The sequence below is a fragment of the Alkalihalobacillus phoenicis genome (assembly GCF_047302405.1).
Classification (GTDB): Bacteria; Bacillota; Bacilli; order Bacillales; family Bacillaceae_D; genus Alkalihalobacillus.
In genome coordinates this window covers 4,747,297-4,773,895 of record NZ_CP154853.1, presented here as the reverse complement: position 1 = coordinate 4,773,895, position 26,599 = coordinate 4,747,297, and the positions used below count along the sequence as shown (strand labels likewise).

Annotated in this window: 21 protein-coding genes; 6 read left to right on the top strand and 15 right to left on the bottom strand. The window is 39.4% G+C overall.

Going from position 1 to position 26,599, the window contains the following annotated elements; all coding sequences use genetic code 11:
- Window positions 1-19: 19 nt before the first annotated feature.
- From AA0017_RS22285 to AA0017_RS22265, 5 genes are all read right to left on the bottom strand, one after another.
- Window positions 20-1,048 carry a Gfo/Idh/MocA family protein gene (locus tag AA0017_RS22285; protein ID WP_413378151.1) on the bottom strand — a complete coding sequence of 343 codons (1,029 nt, stop codon included), beginning with the start codon at window positions 1,046-1,048 and terminating at the stop codon, window positions 20-22.
- Window positions 1,045-2,229 (bottom strand): Gfo/Idh/MocA family protein, encoded by a 1,185-nt coding sequence (locus tag AA0017_RS22280; RefSeq protein ID WP_413378149.1) that lies wholly within the window; start codon window positions 2,227-2,229, stop codon window positions 1,045-1,047. Before AA0017_RS22280 ends, AA0017_RS22285 begins: the two co-directional genes overlap by 4 nt.
- Window positions 2,222-3,931, bottom strand: a complete 1,710-nt coding sequence (locus AA0017_RS22275) for an IlvD/Edd family dehydratase (protein ID WP_413378147.1) — start codon at window positions 3,929-3,931, stop codon at window positions 2,222-2,224. Before AA0017_RS22275 ends, AA0017_RS22280 begins: the two co-directional genes overlap by 8 nt.
- A 69-nt stretch (window positions 3,932-4,000) precedes the next feature.
- Window positions 4,001-5,041, bottom strand: coding sequence for a zinc-dependent alcohol dehydrogenase (locus tag AA0017_RS22270; protein ID WP_413378145.1), 1,041 nt, complete (start codon window positions 5,039-5,041; stop codon window positions 4,001-4,003).
- Between the two features lie 35 nt (window positions 5,042-5,076).
- The gene (locus AA0017_RS22265) at window positions 5,077-6,270 is read right to left on the bottom strand and encodes an ROK family transcriptional regulator (RefSeq protein ID WP_413378143.1); all 1,194 of its coding nucleotides are present in this window, start codon (window positions 6,268-6,270) and stop codon (window positions 5,077-5,079) included.
- 344 nt (window positions 6,271-6,614) lie between these two features.
- Here AA0017_RS22265 and AA0017_RS22260 point away from each other — a divergent pair, with 344 nt between their 5' ends.
- Genes AA0017_RS22260 through AA0017_RS22245 form a run of 4 tightly spaced genes read left to right on the top strand, consistent with a single transcriptional unit; the run spans window position 6,615 to window position 10,910 of the window.
- Window positions 6,615-7,424: an HpcH/HpaI aldolase family protein gene (locus AA0017_RS22260; protein ID WP_413378141.1), complete on the top strand. Its 810-nt coding sequence runs from the start codon at window positions 6,615-6,617 to the stop codon at window positions 7,422-7,424.
- A 16-nt stretch (window positions 7,425-7,440) separates the two neighbouring features.
- Window positions 7,441-8,403: a phosphoglycerate dehydrogenase gene (locus AA0017_RS22255; protein ID WP_413378139.1), complete on the top strand. Its 963-nt coding sequence runs from the start codon at window positions 7,441-7,443 to the stop codon at window positions 8,401-8,403.
- Window positions 8,404-8,457: 54 nt separating this feature from the next.
- Complete coding sequence (locus tag AA0017_RS22250; protein ID WP_413378137.1) at window positions 8,458-9,891, top strand: NAD-dependent succinate-semialdehyde dehydrogenase; 1,434 nt, start codon at window positions 8,458-8,460, stop codon at window positions 9,889-9,891.
- A 35-nt stretch (window positions 9,892-9,926) separates the two neighbouring features.
- Window positions 9,927-10,910 carry a 2-hydroxyacid dehydrogenase gene (locus tag AA0017_RS22245; RefSeq protein ID WP_413378135.1) on the top strand — a complete coding sequence of 328 codons (984 nt, stop codon included), beginning with the start codon at window positions 9,927-9,929 and terminating at the stop codon, window positions 10,908-10,910.
- 493 nt (window positions 10,911-11,403) lie between these two features.
- Here the strand turns inward: AA0017_RS22245 and AA0017_RS22240 are convergent, their stop codons facing one another.
- From AA0017_RS22240 to AA0017_RS22205, 8 genes are all read right to left on the bottom strand, one after another.
- On the bottom strand, window positions 11,404-12,837 hold the full coding sequence (locus tag AA0017_RS22240; RefSeq protein ID WP_413378133.1) for a DHA2 family efflux MFS transporter permease subunit: 1,434 nt from the start codon (window positions 12,835-12,837) through the stop codon (window positions 11,404-11,406).
- Between the two features lie 77 nt (window positions 12,838-12,914).
- Window positions 12,915-14,543: an ABC transporter substrate-binding protein gene (locus tag AA0017_RS22235; protein ID WP_413378131.1), complete on the bottom strand. Its 1,629-nt coding sequence runs from the start codon at window positions 14,541-14,543 to the stop codon at window positions 12,915-12,917.
- A 23-nt stretch (window positions 14,544-14,566) separates the two neighbouring features.
- Complete coding sequence (opp4C, locus tag AA0017_RS22230) at window positions 14,567-15,487, bottom strand: oligopeptide ABC transporter permease (RefSeq protein ID WP_413378129.1); 921 nt, start codon at window positions 15,485-15,487, stop codon at window positions 14,567-14,569.
- 14 nt (window positions 15,488-15,501) lie between these two features.
- The gene (locus AA0017_RS22225; protein ID WP_413378127.1) at window positions 15,502-16,452 is read right to left on the bottom strand and encodes an ABC transporter permease; all 951 of its coding nucleotides are present in this window, start codon (window positions 16,450-16,452) and stop codon (window positions 15,502-15,504) included.
- A 19-nt stretch (window positions 16,453-16,471) separates the two neighbouring features.
- Window positions 16,472-17,464 (bottom strand): ABC transporter ATP-binding protein, encoded by a 993-nt coding sequence (locus AA0017_RS22220; RefSeq protein WP_413378125.1) that lies wholly within the window; start codon window positions 17,462-17,464, stop codon window positions 16,472-16,474.
- A gap of 13 nt (window positions 17,465-17,477) precedes the next feature.
- Complete coding sequence (locus AA0017_RS22215; protein WP_413378123.1) at window positions 17,478-18,494, bottom strand: ABC transporter ATP-binding protein; 1,017 nt, start codon at window positions 18,492-18,494, stop codon at window positions 17,478-17,480.
- A 13-nt stretch (window positions 18,495-18,507) separates the two neighbouring features.
- Entirely contained in the window at window positions 18,508-19,914 is a 1,407-nt protein-coding gene (locus AA0017_RS22210; protein ID WP_413378121.1) for a M20 family metallopeptidase, read from the bottom strand.
- Between the two features lie 12 nt (window positions 19,915-19,926).
- Complete coding sequence (locus AA0017_RS22205; RefSeq protein ID WP_413378119.1) at window positions 19,927-21,318, bottom strand: M20 family metallopeptidase; 1,392 nt, start codon at window positions 21,316-21,318, stop codon at window positions 19,927-19,929.
- A 237-nt stretch (window positions 21,319-21,555) separates the two neighbouring features.
- Here AA0017_RS22205 and AA0017_RS22200 point away from each other — a divergent pair, with 237 nt between their 5' ends.
- Together AA0017_RS22200 and AA0017_RS22195 are read left to right on the top strand one after the other, a co-directional pair.
- Entirely contained in the window at window positions 21,556-22,311 is a 756-nt protein-coding gene (locus tag AA0017_RS22200) for a response regulator transcription factor (protein WP_413378117.1), read from the top strand.
- A complete protein-coding gene (locus AA0017_RS22195; RefSeq protein ID WP_413378115.1) occupies window positions 22,312-24,099 on the top strand; it encodes a cache domain-containing sensor histidine kinase in 1,788 nt (595 codons plus the stop codon).
- A gap of 811 nt (window positions 24,100-24,910) precedes the next feature.
- Here the strand turns inward: AA0017_RS22195 and AA0017_RS22190 are convergent.
- Window positions 24,911-26,107: a DUF2812 domain-containing protein gene (locus AA0017_RS22190; RefSeq protein ID WP_413378113.1), complete on the bottom strand. Its 1,197-nt coding sequence runs from the start codon at window positions 26,105-26,107 to the stop codon at window positions 24,911-24,913.
- The gene (locus AA0017_RS22185) at window positions 26,100-26,420 is read right to left on the bottom strand and encodes a PadR family transcriptional regulator (protein ID WP_413378111.1); all 321 of its coding nucleotides are present in this window, start codon (window positions 26,418-26,420) and stop codon (window positions 26,100-26,102) included. The genes AA0017_RS22190 and AA0017_RS22185 overlap by 8 nt, the downstream gene beginning before the upstream one ends.
- Window positions 26,421-26,599: the final 179 nt, after the last annotated feature.

Genomic DNA, 26,599 nt, shown 5'->3' with positions numbered 1-26,599 from the left:
CTTTTTTAATCGTCCTAAATTAAAGTTTAATTTCACAGCCTTTTTCAGCAGATTCATAAATAGCAGACAAAATTTTAATCATGTGTACCCCATCCTCTGGTGTATATAAAGGTTGAGTACGTTTTTGAACACAATCAACAAAATGATGAATATTTTCCGTATGTCCTCCCCCTGTACCTGAGTCCAATCGCGGATAAATGTCACAATCCTGTCCCTCAATCACAGTAAACAGTTTTAACGTTGAATTAGAGAAGTCAATCCCCGCTTTTGTGCCCCTTAACTCGAGGAAGTTCTTTTGCTCTTCTACATGTGAAGCCCAACTAAATTCAATTTGTAGCGTCGCGCCATTATCAAAGCGGATAAATCCAGTTGCTAAATCTTCTACGTCAAAGCTCGTATTGTTAAAATCTTTATTAGTTGCAAACTTATTGTACGTTGCTCCAACAACAGAAACAGGTCTTGGATTCCCCATTAACCAAATGGCCAAGTCGATAAAATGAACACCTAAATCGATAAGTGGACCTCCTCCTGATAGTGCTTTTGTTGTAAAGCCTGCCTTCTGTGGAATTCCCCTTCTCCTTACCCATCCACATCTACCTGTATAGATTTCTCCCGCATTTCCATTCTCAATATACTGTTTCAAAAATTGAGAAACAGGTCTAAAACGATTGTTACGGAAGGTCATGAGTACTTTTTCACTCTCTTGTGCAGCTGCAACCATCTTATCCGCTTCCTCTGGATTTATAGCATCCGGCTTTTCTACCAGTACATGTTTCCCTGCCTGAAGGGCCAAAATAGCGATCTCCGAATGAAAGACATTAGGTGTACAAATATCAACGATATCAATCTCATCATTTTTTAGTAGTTCTTTGTAATCGTCATACACTAGATCGACACCTAATTGTTCGGACAAACTTTGAGCTTGCTCTTTATTGGGGTCACAAACCGCATAAAATTCAACATCTTCATTTTCCTCCCACGCTTGTAGATGGGCATGCTTGAAAATGCCACCAGCTCCGATAATCCCCAATTTCAAACGTCTATTCACTTTAACCCTCTCCTCTTTTTACTGTTTTTTTCTAATAAATCTGATATTTTAACCCAAGTTCCTTCTTTAGTTGACCGTTCTACAGCTTCCAATACAGCCTGGTTTTTTACACCATCTTCAAAATTTGGTTTTGGGTTCGCACCATCAGCTATCCCACATAGTAAATCATGAACCAAATTAATGAAGGTATGTTCATATCCGATAATGTGACCTGCTGGCCAATAGTTTTTAGCATATGGGTGCATTGCATCCGTACAGTTGATCGTTCTAAAACCTTTCAACCCAGCTGGATCGTCATTCAAGTAGATTTGAAGATTATTCATATTTTCTAAGTCCCAACGTATGGAACCCTTTTCTCCATTAATTTCAAAACGATTGCCATTTTTATTCCCAGAAGCCATTCTACTTGTTTCAAAGACACCTACTGCTCCATTTTCAAATCTTGCTAAAAATGCCGTCATATCATCAACATCAACGATTCCCATTTGTTTCTCTGAAGGGGATGTACCTTCAAGTGGGCGTTCTTCAATAAACGTTTCCATCATCCCTGTTACTTGCGAGAATTCCCCTACTAGAAAACGCGATAAATCGATAATATGGCTCCCTATGTCCCCGAGAGCTCCAGATCCAGAAACAGCTTTATTTAACCGCCATCTAAATTCTCGATTTGGATCTATTAAACTTTCATTTAAATATGTGGCGCGGATATGGCGTATTTTCCCTAACTTCCCATTTGTAATAAGTTCTTTAGCATACTGTACTGCTGGAGCAAAACGATAGTTATGCATGATCATGTTAACCTTGCCCGCTTTGTCCGCAGCCTCTTTCATTCGAATTGCCTCTTCTAGATTCAGAGCCAATGGCTTTTCACAAATGACGTGTTTGCCCGCCTCAAGTGCAGCAATGGCCATTTCAGCATGAGTGTTATTAGGAGAGGCAATATCAATTAGATCAATCTCATCATCCTCAATTAAACGTCTCCAGTCTGTCTGAAACGCTGACCAACCTAATTCTCTAGCAGCTACCTTCACATCCTCTTCTCGTCTTCCTGAGATAGTATGTAATATCGGATGAGCATTCAGCTTAAAGAAAAATGGAGCTTGACGATAAGCGTTACTATGAGCCTTCCCCATAAATTTATACCCTATCATTCCAATTGAAATTGTCTTACGTTTATTCATTGCTTACCGCCTCCTCTTTTTCCTTTGCTTTAGGAAGTAAGAAGTCAAAATCACAGCCTTCCTCTGCTTGTAGAACATGTTGCTGGTACAAGCGTGTATAGCCTCTTTCTGATATTGTTATTGGCTTCCACATCTTTTTTCGTTGCTCCAAGATATCGTCGGTAACATGCAAGTGAAGTCCCCTTGTTGAAACATCTATTTCGATTACGTCGCCAGTTTGGACCAAAGCTATCGGACCACATACTCCTGCCTCAGGTGCCACATGTAGAATGATTGTCCCAAATGCCGTTCCACTCATTCGAGCATCAGATATTCTAACCATATCCCTTACACCTTGCTCTAAAAGTTTTTTGGGAATTGGAAGCATACCAGCTTCTGGCATACCTGGTGCGGCTATCGGACCGGCATTTTGTAATACAAGAATATCTTCTTTGTTGACCTCTAAATCGGGAGCGTTGATTCTTTCTTCCATATCTTGAATGGAAGTAAAAACAATCGCTCTTCCTTTATGTTTTAATAAATGAGGTGAAGCCGCTTTCGTTTTTATGACTGCTCCATTCGGGGCTAAGTTTCCTGTCAGAACAGCAATTCCCCCATCATCGTGAAGCGGCTCATGAAGAGGTCGGATGATATCACGATAGGCTTCAGGAACGTTAGCATCTTTTATTTCCTCTCCTAGCGTTCTTCCTGTTACGGTCCTTTCTTCTAAATGAAGCAAAGGTGAAAGTTCTCTAAGAAGAGCTGATGCTCCACCTGCCCGATAAAAATCCTCCATCTGATACGCCCCTGATGGCCTAAGATTGCCTAATAGTGGCGTTGTTTTACTGATTTCATCGAATAAAGCAAGAGGTAATTTAATTCCAAGGCGTCCAGCTACTGCAATTAAATGAATCACTGCATTCGTTGACCCTCCCACGGCCATTAGCAATCTGATAGCGTTTACAAAACTATTTTTAGTCATAATATCTGATGGCTTTAACCCAAGTTTTACTGTTTCTACAATTTGTTTGCCTGTCTCTAGAGCAAGTTGCAACCTTTTATTATGGGTCGCTGGAATAGCTGCCGCTCCAGGTAACATCATCCCCAAGGCCTCTGTGCAGACAGCCATCGTACTCGCACTTCCCATGACCATACAATGTCCGGCAGTAGGAGCTAAAGCCTCATTGATCTCCATTAATTTCGGTTCATCTATTTTTCCCGCTCGAAATTCTTGCCAGTAAAATCTGCAATCAGAACAAGCACCTAAAGTCTTGCCCTCATACTCTCCATTCATCATTGGACCACCCGTCAAAAAAATTGATGGGATATTAGCACTTGCAGCCCCCATTAATTGTGCGGGAGTTACTTTGTCACAACCACCAAGCAAAACAACACCATCCATCGGTTGAGCACGTATCATTTCTTCCGTATCTATTGAAGCTAAATTTCGGTAAAGCATTGAGGTTGGACTAATATTTATTTCGCCTAACGAAATCGTCGGAAACTCTAACGGGGTCCCACCCGCCATAATAACTCCTCGCTTCACCGCTTCTACGATTGGTTTTAAATGAGAATGGCAACGGTTAATTTCACTATACGTATTACAGATTCCAATAATCGGTTTATCAAAATCACTTTCACTGTAACCCAAATGTCTATTAAAAGCGGACCGGAGAAATTTACTAAACCCTTTATCTCCATAAGATGTATACGATTTACTCATGAACTCAACTCCTTCTTCACTACAAATAGTCACCATTCTTTTGACACATATTTTATGAGACATTTTAGGCTAGTCATTGGGGTTAATGATCGCCTTTATTATTGACGGATCTCGATTTTCAATTTGTAGGAGAGCTTCTTCAAACTGATAAAGAGTATAATGATGAGTCACAATTTTATTAACAGGTATTCTCCCTCCTTCAACCAAAGGAATAACCTTCTCCCATACATTAGGACAACCAACTGAACCATAAACTTCTACATCTTTTCGGATAATAGAATTCATATCTATGTTAGCTTTTTCACTTAATATCCCCAGTAAACAGACTCTCGCACCAGGTGCCGTGAATTCAAATAGATCTTCTACTGCATTGACACTGCCGGAAGCCTCAATAATTACATCAAACAAATCTCCATTTGTAATTTCATTAGCTCTTTTACTGTAATCCTCAGTAGAGATATTAATGGTATCCGTTGCGCCAAGTTCTTTCCCGATTTCCAGTCGATTGCTTTGTAAATCCACAAGGACAACCGTAGAAGCTCCAAACACTTTGGCAATTGCTACTGTTAGTAAACCGATTGGACCTGCACCTACGACTAGCACTTTATCTCCTGGTGTTAAACCGACTTTTTCAATCCCTCGATAGACAATCGCAGAGGGTTCTATTAAGCAAGCATCATCAAAGGAAAGCGTTGGAGGAATTTTATGCAAAGACGTCACTGGAACACAGATGTATTGAGCTGCTGCACCATTTTTGCCGAAAACTCCACACTCTACTCTACTAGGACAAATATTGTAATTTCCTTTTTTACAATGCTTACACACCCCACACGGAACCGTTACTTCACCAACAACCCTATCTCCTACCTCGAACGTTTTCACCTCAGCTCCTACACTTACAACTTCCCCTGACCATTCATGGCCTGGGATAATTGGGAATCGGATTCTATGATTTTGCATCCCTTGGTATACATGTAAATCAGTTGCACATACACCCACACTATAAACTTTGATGACTGCTTCATTCGGCCTGCATACCGGAACTGGTGTTGCGCTTATTCTAAGAACTCGTTCTTTGTCTATCATGACCGCTTCCATCATTTGCGACATCCCCATCTTCCTTTCAGCATTAATAAGATAACTTTTTAAAGTTTATATTCATGTGTATAAAACAAACGTTGGATGATTTCGCAGGCAGCACCAACGGCAGCTGCATCTTGCCCCCAAAAACTAGGGATTATTTCCACTTTTGTTGAAGAATAAAAGAAGCAACGTTCTTGTAAGTTACGTTGAATAGGATTTAATAACCATCTTTCCCCTTGTGACATTGCTCCTCGAATAATAATGGCTTCTGTATCAAATGTATTGACCACATTTGAGAGCCCGACTCCTAAATATTCTCCTACTTGTGTTAATGCAGAGATCGCTTCCTTGTCATTTTGATTAGCCATTTCAATAATTTCCTCAACCGTAGGGGCATCCACCAACCCCTTCTTTTCCATATAATCTTGAATGAGCGCCCTTGGTGAAGCGTATAGCTCCCAACACCCTCTGTTTCCACAATTGCACAAAGGTCCTACCATATTTATTGTCATATGCCCCATTTCTCCGGCAAAGCCATTACGTCCTCGAAAAACCTCACCATTAACGAAAATTCCTGTCCCAATCCCATGTGCACTCAGACTTAATAAAATTAATTGGTCTCTTCCTTTTCCAGAACCAAAATAATACTCACCAATAGCCGACGCATTACAATCATTGTCAACAATTGTCCGAATACCCGAGTAACTTTCAACAAGATGTTTTAATGGAATATTGTGAAGGCCTGCATTTGGTGCTGATACCAACGTCCCAGTTTCGTAATTGACGATCCCTGCAACACTAATCCCGATCCCAACGACACCTAATGAACATTCTGGGACTAAACCTTTCATCTCATCGATTACATCATATAAACTTTTCATGACTTCTTTTTCATTTGTTGACGTCGGAATCTTTCTTTTTGCTATTACTTCTGCACTTAGATTAATGACGACAGCCTTTATAAACCCAACATTCACCTCAATACCAATTACATAACCAGAGCTATCATTAAAATTTAAGAGGATAGGTTTTCGTCCTACACTTGATCGACCTGCTCCAATTTCAACCACATAATCTTTTTCTAATAATTCATCCACTAAACTAGAAACTGTTGCTTTATTTAATTTGCTAAGTTTAGCGATCTCCACTCTAGATATTGGTCCCTTCTCTCTTATTGTGTTAATCACGATTGAAAGATTTATTCTTTTTATTAACTCAGAATCACCTGTAACTGATTGTTGCAACACTTGTCTCATGCTTCCATATCCCCTTGCTTTTATATACTGCAGATATTGTTCCCTAGATATTCTTATGAATCCATTAGTTTAACAGAACAACTTATTAAGTTTATCAATTAAACTAATGGAACAAAAAAACACAATTTTCCACTCCAATATTTTTTGTGTTAAAGCCATTATTACATGATTATTTTGTAGAGGTCAATAAAAAAACTGTATTTTTCGCAATTTTTATTAAATTCTAATTTTTATAGACAACTTTTAGTCCATTTGTTAACATATGCATAATACCACTATTAGTTTAACTGATAAACAAATAGTGGTGCTTTTAAAAAACTCAATCGAAGAAAGGTGTTTTTACTATGAAAGAAAACATTGTCAGAAAACGACTTTCTCAAGGGATGCCCAGTATCGGAACATGGCTTTCTATTCCAAGTCCCTTTTCATCAGAAGTAATGGCACAGATTGGACTCGATTGGTTAGTGATTGATATGGAACATAATCCAATGTCAATTGAGACTGCGGCACTTATGACGTCCTCTATGTTTCATTCAAACACAGTACCACTCGTTAGAATCCCATGGAATTCAGGTGAAAATATTAAACGTGTGCTAGACATGGGGGCATGGGGCATCGTCGTACCCATGGTTAAAAATCGGCAAGAAGCCGAGCAAATCGTCCAAGAAGCTAGATACTACCCTAAAGGCGGACGAAGCATTGGCGGACGTAGACACGCAATGGGATTTCAAACGAGTGAGTCGAACTATTTTTCAACGGCTAACGATGAAATCTTACTTGTTGTTCAAATTGAACATATCGAATCAGTGAATAATATCGATGACATTTTAAGTGTCCCTGGAATTGATGCATGTTTTATTGGACCGAATGACTTAATGTCATCAATGGGGCTTACTCCTCAACTTGAGAGTGATATTCCTGAAGTGGTAGAAGCCATTAACAGAGTCAAAGAAGCGGCCAAACGTCACGGAGTGCCCTCGGGTATCCATGTTGGAAGTGCCGATTCCGCTAACAAACGGATTAATGAGGGGTTTCAGTTTATCGCAATCGGTAGTGAAATTAGTTTTATGGTAACAAATGCATTGAGTGAAATTGCCAAACTAGACGCATCTGCTTTACAGCAAAACCATTCACCAAAAGAAGTAAGATACTAAATTGGAGGTAAATAAAATGCCGTCAAAAGTCCTTATTACACCGGACATGTTTCATAAAGATGGAGAAATATTGCTCAAAGAAGCAGGATATGACGTCCAGTACACCTCACCTACACGAACGATCACCATTGATGAGCTACGTACTTCTATCATGGATGCTGATGCCTATATAGCTGGTTCAAATAGAGTAGATGCCGACACAATTGACTTAGCAAAAAGACTAAGACTAATCGCACGATTCGGTGTTGGCTATGATTCGATTGATTGGAAATACTCCTTAGACAACAAAATTCCTGTCACCATTACACCGGGTACAAATGAACAATCGGTTGCCGATATGGTCTTTGCTCTATTATTAGGCATTTCTCGAAAAATCCCGTACTTCGACCGTTCCATAAGGGAAGCTAATTGGACGCCACAAGTGCTCGGACATGAAATTTGGTCAAAAACAATTGGCATTATCGGTACTGGTCGAATCGGCAAAGCTGTCGCAAAAAGAGCAAAGGGCTTTGATATGACTACCCTTGCCTTTGATGCCTACCCAGACTCCGCATGGGCAAATGAGCTCGGAGTTCAGTATGTTGACTTAGAACAGTTACTATCACAATCTGATTATCTTTCACTTCATCTCCCTCTGACTAAGCAAACACATCGATTAGTAAATAACACATTCTTACAGCAAATGAAGTCTAGTGCCTTTTTGATTAATACAGCAAGAGGTCAATTGGTAGATGAAGAAGCGTTACATCACGCTCTTTTGAATCGAACGATCGCCGGTGCTGCTCTAGATGTCTTCACAAAAGAACCACTCGCTAAAAATCATCAGTTATTAGAGGTTGATAATTGTCTATTAACCTGCCATATATCTTCGCATACAGAGGAAGCCATGAGAAGAATGAGTGTGCTATGTGCGGAGGAAATCATTCGTACAGGCAAAGGACAACAACCAAAGCACCCTATCCCAGAGTGGAACAATTAAAAGAACAATACATTTATCATCGTTTACTAAATTTATATAAAAGGTGGTTTTCACATGAAAGGACAACTCTATATTGATGGAAGTTGGATGGATTCAAGCAATCATACCTATTTCACCTCAACAAACCCCGCCACGGGTGAACTCCTCGGGGAAGTCGCTGATGGTACACAGGAAGATGCAAAAAAAGCAATCGCCGCCGCCCATAAGGCGTTTCCAAAATGGGCGAAAAAAACAGCATTGGAGCGTGCTGACCTATTAATGAAATGCTATGACTTGATCAATCAACAAACTGACCAGTTAGCTGAAATTTTAACAAAAGAACAAGGTAAGCCCTTACATGAAGCGAAAGGAGAAATCGATTATGCCAATAGTTTCTTCCGATGGTTTGCTGAAGAGGCTCGCCGGATTTATGGGGAGACAATCCCTTCTAATAGTGAAGATAAACGATTAATGGTCATTAAACAACCTGTTGGAGTAGTTGCTGCGATTTCAACTTGGAACTTCCCATTAGGTATGATCGCCCGTAAGATTGCTCCAGCGCTAGCAGCTGGATGTACGGTCGTTGTGAAACCAGCAAAAAATACACCCTTAAATGCCGTTGCCCTCTTTCAGATTTTAGAGAAGGTAGGCTTCCCCCCAGGAGTAGTTAATCTAGTAAGCACATCAACATCAAAAGAGGTAGGGGAGGAATTTTTAACAAATCGCAAAGTGAGAAAATTAACATTCACCGGTTCCACCGAAGTAGGAAAATATTTAATTAAGCGATCAGCCGATCAAGTGAAAAAAGTTTCAATGGAATTAGGAGGCCATGCTCCTTTTATTGTGTTTGCTGATGCAAACTTAGAACAAGCAGCCGAAGATATCATCGCCAGTAAATTCCGTAACGCTGGTCAAACATGCATTTGCGCTAACCGCATCTACGTAGAGCGCTCAATTCAAGAACGTTTCGAGCAACTATTTTTAGAAAATGTCAGGAAATTGAAGGTAGGTAACGGTTTAGATAGCGAGACAACAATCGGCCCATTAATTGATGAAAAAGCTTTAATTAAGGCGAAGCAACATGTAGATGATGCTATATCAAAAGGAGCAAAACTATTGATCGGTGGAAAACAAGCCGCAGGTAATGGCTCTTTCCTCGAGCCCACTGTCCTCTCGAATGTGTCAGAAGAAATGATTATCTGCAGCGAAGAGACTTTTGCTCCAGTAGCACCCATTATCGCTTTTGACACGGAAGAAGAAGTCATTGAAAAAGCAAATAACGTACCTTATGGGCTAGCTTCTTATTTCTATACGAATGATTTAAGTAGAGCTTATCGAGTATCCGAAAAATTAGATTATGGCATTATCGGACTAAATGATCCTCTTCCATCTGTCGCTCAAGCACCATTTGGCGGTGTGAAAGAATCAGGTTTAGGACGTGAAGGTGGAAAAGAAGGCATACAAGATTTCCTAGATACGAAATACATTTCAATGAAACTCAATATGTAAGTTCTTATAATTGTCGTGAAAGGAAGAAAGCCAAAATGAAACCAAAGATATTACTGACAAGATTAATACCAGACAGTGCTCTCCGTGCTTTACAAGAAGAATGTGAAGTAATTGTCTGGAACCATGAGGAGAAACCCGTTTCCAAGGATTTTTTAGAGGAGAATATTAAAGATGTTGACGGATTGTATTGCCTTTTAACCGATCAAATTGATAAAAATCTGCTTTCTAAAGCTGCAAAGTTAAAAATCATTAGCACGATGGCCGTAGGATATAACCATATTGATGTAGAGGAAGCAACAGCCCGAGGAATTTGGGTGACAAATACACCAGAAGTATTAACCGAAACAACTGCTGATTTAACATTTGCATTATTACTAGCCACTGCTAGACGCTTAGTGGAAGGCTCTACCTATTTGCGAGAAGGAAAGTGGGACACATGGTCTCCGATGTTATTAGCTGGTCGAGATGTCTTTGGTTCAACTCTAGGAGTCATTGGGATGGGGCGGATTGGGGAATCGGTCGTCCGCCGTGCAAAAGGGTTTGAGATGAATATCCTCTATCATAATCGTTCACGAAAACATGAGATAGAGGAAAAATATAACGTTGAGTACACAAGTTTAAATGAATTATTAAAAAGGTCTGATTTTATTGTCATCATGACCCCATATACAAACGAAACTGCCAATCTAATTTCTATGGAGCAATTGAAGAGAATGAAAAAAACGTCGATTCTTATTAATACCGCTAGAGGAGGTATTGTAAACGAGCATGATTTATACGAAGCACTAAAACAAGAAATCATTTGGGCTGCTGGATTAGATACCTTTGAACAAGAGCCAATGCCAACCGACCACCCTCTTTTAACATTACCTAATGTAGTAACACTTCCTCACATTGGAAGCGCAACCATTGAAACGAGGACTAAAATGGCTCATTTAGCAGCTGACAACCTACTACACGGATTACAGGGAAGGAAGCCCCCCTGCCTTATTAATCCCGAAGCATTAATAAAAAACTAGCAGAAAAACTGGCTTTAGCGATAGAAATGGATAATTAGAAAGCCAAATAGATTTCGCAATATTTTCACTAACCGAGTTTAAGATATAGAAAGTCATATACCGTTTTGCCAAACCTCTCTCCTCATGACACAGGTTTGGCTTCTTCTTTTCACAATCAATATAGCCGTCACCTTCTTTTAAACTAGAAAAGTGTCCTCATTCTTTGATTGCATTGAACTTGCATGCCTTGCACAAAAAGCACACTACGTTATTTTGAATATACGCTTCTTCTGAGAGACACTGTCACTCCTCGAAATTTGTCAAAAAAGAGGCCAGGACAAAAACCACCTCTGAAATGAAAAAGTTGGTGAATTTTTACTCACTATTTTTATTGAAAAGAGAATGGATATTCATGTGTAGAGCTTTATTCACCGCTCCCGAAAATCACACTCCGCTAGGATACAGGGTAACCTCCGCTTTATTTTCGGGTGGTGACAGCCCCCAACCAACCGAATTAGGATTCCTGTGCACTCTTGTATTCTTCTTGAACGAACCTTTTTCGCTCTCTTCTTTGCTGTTTAAGTAAATAAAGTCCAACAGGTATGGTGAACACGACGAGTACTGTATTGACTATAAAAGCGAGCGATAATGATTCGGTAAAGGCGGCTAAATTAGTCAGGCCATTCGCTTCATAAAAAAGAATTAAGGAAGCAACGGCAACAGTCATGATTGAAATAATAAAAGCACTACTACTTTGTCTCAACCAATTAATACTAGCTGAGGCATGACCAACAAGATGCTTTTCGGTACTTGCCATTCCCTTGTTCGTTAAAACAATTAAGGCTAATGATATGCCAATGTTTCGAAAGACCATCCACATTAGAACCGTCACATAACTACTTGTTACAGTTAAAAAGCTAAGGCCAACCGAACTCGCTAATAATAAAGCAATTCCCAAAAAGAAAAGAACACTGACACGGTCATCACGATAAATTTTTCCAGCAATAATGGTGGTCATTCCCATCGCCAAGGCTGAAGGCATGAGAGTTAATCCCGCCTCTAAGGAAGATTGATTTAAAACATCCTGCAAATATACGGGCATAAAAAAGGTCCCAATATATAAATTAGCTAACAAAACACAAGAAGTTACAGTTGTAATCGAGAACATCTTAGAATGAAACACTTTCAAATTCAATAAAGGCTGTTTTTTTCGAAAACTAATTTTTATAAAGATGGATAGTAACATAATCCCGAACAATAAAATGATGAGAGCTTGGAATGGCCAATTGATTAAATTCACCGAATATAAGATAAATCCACTACCTCCAAAAATCGTCAAAAACTCAGTCCAACTGAAATTCCCCTCTTTTATCGCTTTTTCACTCTTAGGGATATAAAGAAAAATAAAGACCATCGTGATGACACCTATTGGCACATTTAATAAAAAGATGCTTTTCCACCCAAAATGGCTCGCTAAAAAGCCAGCTAAAGTCGGACCAATAGCTGGTCCAAAAATAGCCCCAACACTCCAAAAACTTAAAGCCAGTGGCCGTTTTTTCTTTTCCACTAATATATAAATTAACGTCATACTCGCTGGGACAATTAACCCACAAGCAAACCCTTGGAAGACTCGAAATGTATTTAACGATTCAATCGACCAAGCTAATGTACATAGTACGGATGTGAACATAAAAAGACAAAGACTTATTTGATATAACTTGCGGTAAGTCAATCGATCACCTAACCAGCCAGATAGTGGTGATATGACGCCACTCGCTAATAAAAACCCACTCATCACCCACTGAACTTGACTTAAATCAGCTTGAAAATAAATTGTAAATTCTGGGACAACAATATTAATCGAAGACATACTCGACACAGCTAAAAAATTCCCTAACATTAAGGTAATCACAATCGTCATAAAGGGTTGCTTTGAGGGAACCGTCATTATGAAAAGACCCCTTTCTATTCATAAAGCCATGACTAGCAACTAGTCACGGCTCAAATCAAAACAAACAAATTTGCTTATTCCTTTACATCCCATTCATGAACATTGACAAAAGCTCCAACATCTGTAGGTTGGCCAACTAGAACACGGTCAGAAACAGCTTGTAAACGGGTATCATAGTATAAAACAATCGAAGGTAGTTCTTCATGAATAATCTCTTGTACCTCATTATAAATAACTTTACGTTTATCAGGATCTACCTCTGCAACTCCTTCTTCTAACAGTTCATCTACTTTTGGATTCGAGTAAAAGCTAGTATTAGAAGCTCCACTTGTATGATAGAAAGATGTTGTATCAGGATCTAACCCAAACGGGTAACCTAATACAAATAAATCATATTCACCAGAGCGTGATTTAGCAATGGCTGTTGCGATATCAAATTTCTCTATTTCTACTTTCATCCCAATTTCTTGAAGGTTTTGAACGACAATATCAGCCATTTGTTCGCGAGTTGCATTTCCAGAAGGAACCACAAAGTTGATCGTTTGAGAAGAATCCCAATCCGCTTCTTCTAACAAGGCCTTTGCCTTTTCTGGGTCGTATTCATAATTGATTATTCCTTCATAAAAATAAGGGCTCTCACTTGAATAAACCATATCGTTAATCTCACCATTACCCTTTAATAAGCTGTCGACAATCATCTGGCGATTAATCCCCTGAATAATGGCTTGGCGAACTCTTACATCTGGAATCGTCTCGTGATTAAAACCAAAGATTTGATAACTTAATGGTGGTCCAAAGGTGGTATTCACATTACTCAAATTTTCGACCCGCTCATAGTCAGAGCTAGCAATGGTACCAATCCCAGGAAAGTTCATATCCACTTCACCATTTTGAAGTTGAGCAACGATATTAGCTGCTGGCATGATCTTGAAGAAGAGCTTATCTAACTTTGGTTCTCCTAAAAAGGAATCAGGATTCGCCTCTAACTCGACGTATTGATTAGACGCATGCTCAACAAATTTAAACGGTCCATTTGTGACTTCAGGCTTTTGCATGGCTGGATGCTGAGCTAATTCTGCCGGAGGAACATCCCCAAAGATATGTTTAGGAATCGTTTTAAATTGAGTGGCGAGTTGTTGATTAAATAAATTTAAATCGACTGGAGCTTTCGTTTTAAAGGCAACTGTATGGTCATCAATCAACTTAACACCATCAATCTCTTCAATAGGAGCTTCTAAATTTCCAGCTTGATCATACCCACTTAGTAAAGTGATACCAGCAAAAATGGAGCCCGTTTCCTCCGTTCCGACCATTTCTGCTGTAAAGAGGACATCCTCTGCCGTTACAGGCTCTCCATCTGTCCAGACAGCCTCCTGATTTAGGTGGACATAAAATGTTTGATTATCCTCTGTTTCTATCGAACTAGCCAACGTTGGAACATACTCTAGATCAGAGTTTAGTTGCATCAATGGTGAATATAATATGGAACTAATATACCAAGCTGTTTCATCACCACGTATAATCGGATTAAAGGCTCCAGGTGGATTGGTAATTCCAATCGTGATATGTTTTCCACTTCCCGTATCTAAGGCATCAGCCCCTTCATCACCTGTACCTGTTTCCACATTCCCACCACCACTACATCCAATCAGAATAACCATTAAGAGAAAAAATACACCGATGCTTCCAAAAAAACGCTTCATATAATATAGCCTCCATCCACCATTTATTTTAAACTTTTCGGATCAAACGCATCGCGTAATCCATCTCCAACAAAATTGACAGCTAAAACAGTCAGTACAATCATCACACCAGCAGGAATCCATAACCAAGGTTGTGAGGTTAGAACGGTCAAGGATTGAGCTTCGGTTAACATATTACCCCAGCTAGCATTTGGTGGTTGTACCCCTAATCCTAAAAAGCTTAAGGAGGCTTCCATAATAATCGCAGCGGCAATTCCAAAAGTAGCATGAACTAATATAGGAGCCATTGCATTAGGAAGGATATGCTTAAATAAAATGCGGGGCATATTAAACCCTAACGCAACACTCGCTTTGACATAGTCGTATTGTTTTAACGATAAGACACTTCCTCTCACAAGTCGAGCAACACTTGTCCATCCTAATAGACCAAGAATTAAAATGAGATTGCTTAAACTAGGACCAACCATACTCACAATGACAAGGATTAACATTAAATGTGGGAATGACATAAAGACATCTGTACAACGCATAATGAATGTATCGACCCATCCACCAACATAGCCTGATATGAGACCTAATATGGTACCAATAATAACACTAATAAGAATAGAGCCAACCCCAACTAATAAAGAGACCCTCGCCGCATAAATTAATCGACTTAACACATCACGTCCAATTTGGTCCGTTCCTAATAAATATTGCAGAGATGGACTTTCGGCAAAAGCACCTGTGACCGCATTTGGATTATAAGGTGCAAGCCAAGGGGCAAAAAGAGCAACAATGGTTAATAAGATTAATCCGACTGCACCTGTAACGGCTAGTTTATGCTTCATAAACCGCCTTAACACCATCTGAAAATAGCTTTCTTCTTTTTCACTCGATAACTTCTCAGCTTTTAATGGATAGGAGACCGTATGATTTGTTTGTAATTGTGGGGAACCCATTTTACTCCTCCCTTCTATTGATATTTAATCCTTGGATCGACAATGGAATACATGATATCCGTTAGTAGATTTGCGACTACGACAATAACAGCAGCAATTAAGTTTAATCCCATTAAGGTCGTATAATCCCTTGACATTATGGAGCCGATCGTCAATTGACCAATTCCAGGCCAAGAGAAAATTTGCTCTGTAACGACGGCACCCGCAAACAATAATGGAATTTCCAAACCGACGACTGTAATAACTGGAATAAGAGCATTTCGTAAGGCATGTTTATTAATGACAATCGTCTCTTTTAACCCTTTCGCTCGAGCTGTTCTTAAATAATCTTGACCTAATGTTTCAATGACACTTGAACGAACATATCGAATCTTTTTACCAGCTATTCCAGTTGCCAACACAATCACTGGTAAAACATAATGAAACATCGTATCAAAGAAACCTCCATTGCCTCCAAGCGTCCCCATCCCCCCTGTAGGTAACCAGCCTAATTGAATAGAGAAGATGTAGATTAAGCCAAGCCCGAGAAAGAAATTTGGGACCGAAATCCCTAGAAAAGAGCCACCTGTCGCTAAATAGTCTAAAATCGAATACTGTTTAACCGCACTAATAATCCCAAGAGGAATCGCAACAAGTAAACCAACAAGTAAGGCTAAAAACATTAAAAGCAATGTAGGACCTAGTCTTTCCATAATCACTTCTGTCACAGGTTGATACGTTGTCAGTGAAAATCCTAAATTTCCTTGTAATAAATTTAAAAGCCAGTTCCAGTACTGAATATATAAAGGATCATTTAAGCCTAATGCTTCTTTTTGGGCATGCAACGCTTCAGGGCTTAAGTTAGGATCCACCATCATATCAACCGGATTACCAGGTGCTAGATTAATAATGATAAAGTTCAAGATCGTCACTCCTAATAAAATAGGAATCGCGATTAAGAGCCTACGCATAATATAGCTCAACATCGTCTTCACTCCTTTCTATTCAATCATTTTCTAAAGCAAAACAGGCCGCTTGATGCTCTACCCCTTTTAAACTAGGTTTCCCTTCACGACATGTGACAGTAGCTATTGGACAACGAGTGTGAAAACGACAACCAGAAGGGGGATTAGCAGGGCTTGGCACATCCCCTTGAATGAATATTCTATCTTTATTTCGTAAGTGTGGATTAGGAATTGGATATGAACTTAATAATGCTTTTGTATAAGGATGCTTCGGATTTCGAATCACCTCATCCGTTTTGCCAATTTCCACGATTTCGCCTAGATACATCACAGCAATTCGATCGCTAATATAACGAACAGCCCCTAAGCCATGAGCAATAAATAAATACGTTAACCCTAATTCCTTTTGCAAATCTTTTAATAAATTTAGAATCTGAGCCTGTATTGATACATCTAGAGCTGAAACAGGTTCATCACACACGATAAATTTAGGGTTTAGAGATAATGCACGTGCGATACCAATTCTCTGTCTTTGTCCACCTGAAAATTCATGTGCGTATCTATTTTTTGCTTGTGTCGGCAATCCGACCATTTCCAACAATTCATTCACTCGCTGACTGACTTTTTCCTTTTCTACTATACGGTGTACAAGAAGGGGTTCTGCGAGAATATCTTGCACTCTTTTTTTAGGATTCAAGGAGGAATAGGGATCCTGAAAGATGATTTGGAAGTCTTGTCTCGTTTCTCGCAATTCTTTATTTGATTGTGCTAATAGATTATGATTTTCAAATAGAATTTCACCTTCATTGGGCTGTTCAAGCCGGATAAGAGAGCGTCCCAACGTTGACTTTCCACAACCAGATTCTCCTACTAAACCTAATGTTTCTCCTTCAAAAATATTGAAGCTCACATTATCAACAGCCTTCACATAACCAACCGTCTTAGAAAATATCCCCTTATTAATAGGATAATAGGTTTTTAAATTGTTGATTTGTACTAGCGGCTTTATTTCCGATTTCACCATTACAGTCATTAGGGCATCCTCCTTACGATTGAACAGCTTCCTTCTCCATTTCGTTTTGTTTCTTTGCATAAGTTAACCAACATCTTGCCATATGATTATCACTGACATTAAATAAGTCGGGCTTTTCTGAGATACACTTCTCATGAACATATGGACAACGTTCTTGGAAACGACAACCACTTGGCATCGCTTGAAGAGTTGGTACGGTTCCTGGAATAGAAGCCAACCTTTCCTCATGCTCAGCATCCATATGAGGAACTGAAGCGAGTAACCCTTGTGTATAAGGATGCTCGGGGTGATCAAACAACGTATACACATCGGTTTCCTCAATGACCTGACCAGCATACATAACGACGACACGATCGGCCATCTCCGCGATGACACCTAAATCATGAGTAATAAGCATGACCGATGCTCCTGTATCCTGGCCAAGGGTACGAATCAATTCCAATATTTGTGCTTGAATCGTCACATCTAAAGCCGTTGTTGGTTCATCTGCAATTAAAAGCGTAGGTTCGCAAACTAAAGCCATCGCAATCATGACTCTTTGCCGCATTCCACCTGATAGAGCATGAGGGTATTCATTCATCATTTCTTCCGCTCGTGGAATGCCGACTTTTATCAAAATTTCTACCGCTTTTTCTTTGGCGACTTTTTTTGAAACCTTAAAATGAAGAGAAATGGCTTCACAAAGCTGATTACCAATCGTAAATACCGGATTTAAAGACGTCATTGGCTCTTGAAAGATCATTGAAATGTCATTGCCGCGAATCTTTCTCATTTCATATTCAGTTAAAGTGAGCAATTCTTTTTCTTTAAAGGTAATATTTCCGTTGGAGATCCTCCCCTTTTGACCTAATAGGCGCATGATTGCTAAAGAGGTGACACTTTTTCCACAACCTGATTCACCGACAACGCCTAAGACCTCTCCCTTTTTAATTTGGAAAGAGACACGATCTAATGCCTTCACATCTCCATCATCACCGGAGAAGCTAACGTCTATCTCATTTAATTGTAAAATCACTTCATCTTTAGCCATTTCTCATTCCTCCTTACTTCGTTGAAATTAATTTCTTTTCTTTCGCATAGTCAGGCAAACCAATACCATCAGGAATCGGACAAATATAGACTTTATCTTTTAATTCTTCGTGATGGGCAACTTTGGCTGCCGCAATGACATCCGGCTCTTGATATAACCTTGCAGCAGTTAAAGCCATGACTTTCCCCGCTTGAAGCATTCCTTTATGAGCTACGGATGTTCTTCCTTGGCTAACGACCTGCCACGTGTGTAAAGTCGTATCCATTGCCAGACACGCCGTTGTACATTGAGCCGTTGGAACTGTCCAACTTACATCACCTACATCGCTTGAACCGTGCATGTATCCCGCGTCATATTCATAAGGTAAAAGATCTTCAAATAAATCAAAAGAACTTACCTTTTCTTCTGGTGATAACGTCGAACGAATTTGTTTGGCAAAGGCCCTTTCCTCTTCTGTATAACTTGGTGTTCCTAATTCCTGAAAGCATTTATGCATTAACTCTTCTAACGGTTTGTTCGGAATGAGATCAGAGGTACCTGAGTCGATATACCTTTCTACACTAGTTTCTGTCATCATTGCTGCCCCTTCAGCAATCTTGGTGACTCGATCGACCATATCATGAACGATGCCAATATTCGGTCCTCGTAAAACGTATTGGACTTGGGCCTCATGTTGAACGACATTCGGTGAATTACCCCCAGCATTCGTAATAGCGTAATGTAATCTCGTATCATCAATTAGATGCTCCCTTAAATAATTAGCCCCAATATTCATTAGTTCAACAGCATCTAAGGCACTCCGACCTAAATGAGGGCTTGCCCCTGCATGGGAAGCTCTGCCTTTAAACGTGTAATAAATTCGATTAGTCGCAATCATTCTTCTTGAAATAATGCTATTTACTGTAGCAGGGTGCCAACTAATCGCTAAATCGACGTCTTTAAACAATCCTGCATTCACCATATGAACCTTTCCAGCTCCTCCTTCTTCTGCTGGACAGCCATAATAACGAATCGTTCCGGAAATTCCTTCTTCTTGTAACCATTTCTTAATCGCCAATACGGATGTGACACCAGCTGTCCCTAGAAGATTATGTCCACAGCCATGGCCATTCCCTCCTTTTTCAACTGGCTTATAATAAGCAAGTCCTGGCTCCTGACTTAAATAAAATAACGCATCGTATTCACCTAAGATAGCGATAACGGGCGATCCTTGACCATATTCAGCAACAAATGCGGTCGGTATATCTCCAGCCCCTCTTGTCACTCGAAAATGATTTTTTTCAAGTGTTGAAGCTAATAACTCAGCTGATTTATATTCCAAATAATTCGTTTCCGCATAATCCCAAATTTGATCACTAATCTCTGTATATAAATCCTTATTCTCTTCAATGAACTGCTCGATTTTTTTAGCTAATTCCACTATTATTCCTCCTTAATTTTTCAGTAATATTTTAGGCAAAGCCATTTCTTTTGGGATTGGACTAATATATGGGTTATGTTCTCGTCTCTCTTGGTGCTCTTGCTTCGCTTTTTCTAACGTATCAGTATCTAGAAAGAGCTTCACTGCTGTTAAAGCCATCACTTTCCCCGCATGAAGCATTCCTTTATGACCAATGGATGTTGCTCCTTGACTGACGACTTGCCACGTATGAAAAGGAGTCCCATTCGCAAAGCAGACCGTCGTACATTGGACAGTTGGTACGACCCAGCTGACATCGCCAACATCGGTTGAACCATGAGACTTCATAAAATTATGTTGATAAGGAACGAGAAAAGAATTTAAAGGCTCTTGTTTTGCTTCTTCGGTTGTTAATGGAAACGTTTCGCGAATGTTTGAAGCAAAAACTTTCTCTTCTTCTGTAAAGGTAGGTGGTCCTAATTCAGTAAAAGCCGCACTCATCGTTTGCTCTAAGGTCTCATTTAAAAATAAGTCAGATGAACCCGCATCAAAGGAATGCGTCACTTCAGTCCCCGTCATTAGGGCCGCACCATCCGCTATATCTTTGACTCTGTCAAAAATACCTTGAACGGACTTCATATTCGGACCTCTTAATTTATAAAGAACCTGCGCTTCATGTTGGACGACATTCGCTGAGTCACCTCCAGTATTCGTTATCGCATAATGAATACGTGTATCTTGTTCTAAATGCTCTCTTAAAAAATTCGCTCCTGCATTCATTAAACTAACAGCATCTAAAGCACTTCTTCCTAAATGAGGAGTTGCCCCTGCATGGGAGGCTCTGCCTTTAAACGTAAAATAATGTTGGGTCGTTGCGAGCATTTGTCCCGACATAATGGCATTAATTGTTGCTGGGTGCCATGTAATAGCAGCATCTACATCCGCAAATAAACCGGCTTTCACCATAAATCCTTTCCCTCCACCGCCTTCTTCTGCCGGACAGCCAAAGAATTTAATCGTACCGGAAAAACTTCCAGTCAGAATCTCTTCTTTCACTGCAATGGCTGCGGCTAAAGCTGCCGTCCCAAGGAGATTGTGGCCACATCCATGTCCCTTTCCACCTTCTTCAATTGGTTCAGGCGATGTGATTCCTTTCTTTTGACTCAAATAAAAGAGTGCATCATATTCTCCTAAAATGCCTATCGTTGGTGAGCCCGTACCATATGTTGCGACGATTGCGGTTGGGATTCCCCCTGCCCCTTCCGTAACCGTAAACCCTTCCTTTCTTAAAACTTCAGCCAATAATTTTGCTGACTGATACTCCTCATATTTTGTTTCCGCAAAAGACCAAATCGCATCACTCACTTCAATCAATTGACTTCTTTTCTCTTCAATGGTCCCGCTTATCTTCTCTGACCAACTCATTTTTTAACCTCCTTCTGTTATAAGGTAAGAATCTTAATCTCAATTTACCCGATGAAAATCACATCGCACAGGGGTGAAAATTCGCTAAGAAGTATCAATTATTCTGAAAAGAACTCATTTTTTTGGAAAAGGTATCAATTGTCCTGAAAATAAGTTAGAATTATCAGATAATTAATGACAGGTTATCTTACTAGTTCTATCATTTTTCGAAAAAGATACTTAGAAGGAGTGATAGCGATGTTCCAATTATTAATTGCAGACGATGAATATGACATCCGAATGGGTTTAAGTACGTATTTCCCATGGGAGAATATTGGATTTGAAGTGGCAGGGGCCGCAGCAAATGGAAAAGAAGCCTTGAGTATTTTATCCGAAAAGAAAGTGGATGTTCTTCTTTGTGATATTCGAATGCCCGAGATTTCTGGACTTGATCTCGCCAAAGAACTTCGAAAAAATAAACCAGAGTTGATTATCATTTTTCTAAGTGGCTATAAAGAATTCGAATATGCACAAAAAGCGATGGAATACGGGGTAAGAAGGTTTTTATTAAAACCAACGAAACAAGCAGAGCTTCTTGAAACCTTCAAAGAGGTAAAAAAAGATTTAGATAAAAACAATCAATTTGCGATAATCGAGTCCCTTCTCCCTGAAGATTTATTGCCATATATTAAACAAACACCAAATAAAACGATTCAACTTATTAATGAGTATGTTCATCAGTCCTTTGGAGAAGCGTCCCTTGATGCTGCTGCTGAGCAAGCAGGAATGAGCGCTACGTATCTCAGTACATTTTTCAAAGAAAAAACAGGCATCAACTTCTCTGACTACCTGACCCATATTCGGATGAAAAAGGCCTTAGAGCTTTTACAAGATCCTACATTTAAAATGTATGAAATTAGCCATCTCGTCGGATACAGTAATCCTAAAAATTTCACCCGTAAATTCAATCAATATTTTGGAAAATCTCCTCGAGAAATAAAGGAACTATTATAAATGGAAAGAGAGCTTGAAAAGCTATACAGACAGTTCTTTCTGCGTAATTTAAGCGTTTATTTAATTCCTATGATCATTCCCATTCTCATCCTTGGCTCTGTTTCCTACTTAATCATCCAAAATATTATTGTAACGGGTATTGAAGATCAAAACCGACGAGCCATTGAACAAACAAAGACGAATTTAGATATGATTACTCAAGAGCTAGATACCCTAAGCCTGACCGTTGTCGCCAGTGCCTTTCAATTTACGCAACTTCAGGAAATTTTAAATAATCCCTACCCCAATCAAGCAGAGTTAGTTGAACTTGCTCATTTAAAAAACTTCATTGATTCTCCTAGTATTGGCAAAGAATATATTGATTCGATTTATATTTATGCCCCCAATTCACTCGATCAATTTCTATCGACTGAGCAAGGTGGGATATCAAATCCGAATAATCATGCGGATAATCAGTGGGTGAAATACTTAGGGGAGCTAGAGAAGATGGAGGTCGACAGTTGGACAGAAAAAAGAACGATTTTCAAAACCGGCATTGCCTATAAGCAATATCAAAAAAATGTTCTCAGCTTTTTTCAGAAGGTTCCAATCGGTTCAGATGATACCGGCTTACTTATTTTAAATGTCGATGAAGCTTTTATTTCAAACCAATTAAAAAAATTTACAATGCACCCTGATCAGCAGGTTTTTTTATTAAATGAAAGAGACGAAATTTTAGCAAGCAATCGAGTCAATCTAGAATCGATTTATCCGCTTTTATCGCAAATCGATTTTCAAGTAAACGGTTCCGCCCTGATTGAAAGTGCGAATGGAAACATGATTAGTACGACTCTATCCTCAGAGCAAAGCCAATTAAAATTTGTCTCTTTGATTCCAGAGAAATCTCTCTATCGTTTACCAAATCAATTATTAACCTTAATTATTACTACTTTACTTATATCATTCGTGATAGGAGTATTTTATGCCCTTTATCATACAAGACAAGCTGGCACGCATTTACGGACCATTATTGATTTATTAAATCATGCCAAAACCCATACGCAAATCCCGCTTCATACGAGACAAAAAAATAATAATTTATATTCTTATATTACAGAAAAGGTATTAAAAAATTTTATTAAACATGATTATTTACAAATGCAAATTTCAAATCATGAATACAAAAATCAAGCGGCTCAATTTAACGCCTTACAATCTCAGCTAAATCCTCATTTTCTGTATAATACACTTGAAACGATTAATTGGCGGGCCACAGCTTTAACTGGTGGGCATAACTCTTTGAACGAAATGGTCGAATTATTATCAGATGTTTTGAGATACTCATTAGATGAACCAGGAAATCTCGTTTCCATAAAAAAAGAGAGAAGATATACAGAAAGTTATATTCGGATTCAACAAATTCGTTATCAAGATAAATTTGAAGTGGAATGGTCGATTGACGAGGCTGCCCACCAATATTTAATCCCGAAAATGATTCTTCAACCACTTATTGAAAACAGTCTGTCCCACGGCTTTAAAGAAGGACACGAACAAGGGCAAATTAAAATTAAAATCCATGTCCGCTCCTCCCTTCTCCTCTTAGATATCATCGATAACGGGATTGGAATGAGTCAAGAACGACTAAACACAGTTCGCCAACAACTCGTGACGGAATCTACTGTCGGTCGTCATATCGGCCTTTCCAACACACATAAAAGATTACAGATCATCTATGGAGTCGAGCATGGACTAGAAGTCGATAGTAAACAAAATTGGGGGACAAGAATAAGAATTCGGATTCCGATTTAGACAGGTGCCTGCTTTTCGACAAGATCCTGTCACCGCTCGATTTATGAGGATGCTTTTCGTAAAGTCGCTTTTTTCGACAAGCGACAGACACCTGTAGAAATTTCACGGCTTTGATTAGCTGACTTTTGGCTTCATTGCGGCTCTTTGATTCCCTTTACGGCTTTTATTTGATGACTTCGGGATTCATTGCGGCTCTTTGATTCCCTTTGCGGCTTTTATTCATGGGCTTTGGGACTCTTTGCGGCTCTTTGATTCCCTTTGCAGCTTTTATATGATGGCTTCAGGACTCATTGCGGCTCTTTGATTCCCTTTGCGGCTTTTATTCATGGGCTTTGGGACTCATTGCGGCTCTTTGATTCCCTTTACGGCTTTTATTTGATGGCTTCGGGATTCATTGCGGCTCTTTGATTCCCTTTGCAGCTTTTATATGATGGCTTCAGGACTCATTGCGGCTCTTTGATTCCCTTTGTGGCTTTGATTCGATGGCTTCAGGACTCTTTGCGGCTCTTTGATTCCCTTTGCAGCTTTTATATGATGGCTTCAGGACTCATTGCGGCTCTTAGTTCGACAGGCACTGTCACTTCCCGATTTATGTCGAATTATTGAATGAACATTTTTCGCTCTTTTCTTTGCTGTTTAAGTAAATAAAACCTACAGGTATAGTGAATACGACGAGAATAGTATTGACTAAAAGCGAGCGATAATGATTTGGTAAAGGCGGCTAAATGAGCGACAGGTGCCTGTCACCTCCCGAGTATATTTGGTTATGGTAATTAGAAGCCAATTTTCGACAAGTGACAGACACCACATCCTATTCCAAAATTATATCCATCTTCGCTATAATGCTTTCAATCACCGAATCTATCTCTGCATATCCATAGTAACGAACATAAAAGACAGCTTTTCCTTTAGAAGCAAACACTTCTTTAAATTCCTTTTCCTCAAGGACAATCAAACGATCAAGGTTTGGATGCGTTGATTCAACAAAATCATCATCACTATATTTATAGTTATACCTTTTAATTAAATCAGCGATTAAATTATCTGCCAAAGCGGGTACACTTAACCGATAAACCTTTGTATGAATACTAGGGGAATATTCACCACTTCCGTCCGCCCACATTTGTCCGGGAACAACACCGTTTTCATCTGATTCATATTGGATCGGTGCTAGCGGACTCCAATTATACGTATACCGATTTTCCCAATCAACATCGTCACTCATATAAGATTCTCCCCGAATCAAGGCAGGATTCTGCTCTACATCTGCTAATCTCACAATCGGTAAATCAAGACTCGCTTCTGGTAATGTTGCCGTTTCTCCTTTTACAAGCTGCATAAACGGAAGAGTAGCACTCAATCCAGCAACGATGATAAAAAGAACAGTGATCATCGAATTTAATCGGTAGCGCTTCTTCCAAGGAGCATGATGATCAATCGGTTTTCCTTCGATCAGATGTTTTCGCAAAGCACGAATAGATAGGGCTGCTTGAAGGGAAATATAAGCTAAATATCCAATAACAAAGGTTAAAATCGTTTGTTGAATCGCAATCCCCTCGACCAATGCGAAGGTAGGTGTACCACCGCGGAACCATATGCTGGATACCATCCCAATCATTAAGATTACGCCAACAGCCACTAACCAAGCATTAAGAGCTAATTTCATGTCCAGTTCTCTTAATGTAAAAGATTGCTCGGCAGGGTCTGTATGTAATTCCGGTGCGTCAAGCTCAATAGGAGATGAATACACTCGGAAATGTGAATAGCTCGTCACATACTCCCATCCACTATCCGCATACATCTCGAGCTGTTCTGCAGTCATTTTACTTTTTAGAGATACATCTACCCGATACCTTATTTTTTTCGGCTCACCTTTAACAAAATGAACAAAAATGAACCCGAACTTTTTCAAATGGAATCCTTTTGCCGCCATGTCTTGAAACCAGCTTTCATGCTCACCGATTCTCCAATAATCACTCGGACGAATTTTTCTAACGATCTTATTCATCGTTATCACCTATTTCTAAAATCATTCCATCTTGGATCAAGGATTTTAAGCGACTATACTCCGCTCTTAATGCCTGTTCTCCTTCTGATGTAATGTGATAGGTCTTTCTTCTGCCGTCATCTTCTGCTAATGAAATAAGGTTGTCTTTTTGCATACGTGAAAGTACCCCATAAAGTGTTCCAGGCCCCATCTTTACTCGGCCGTTCGAAACCTCAGTAATCGCATGCATAAGCTGATACCCATGATTCGGGTGCATTAACGCTAGTAAAACATAATACATAGCTTCGGTCATTGGTCCCCCATTATAGGCCATTTCGGACATTCCTTCTTTCGCTCTTAAATTATTATGTGTCGCGATATATCGTTATGCATAATATTACTTTGTAAAACACCTTTTGTAAATATTATTTTAATACTTGTCCCTTTTCCCCTCCTCCCTTTCAAAATTTCACTATGAGATTAATAGGACAAATTACTCACATCATATGCTGT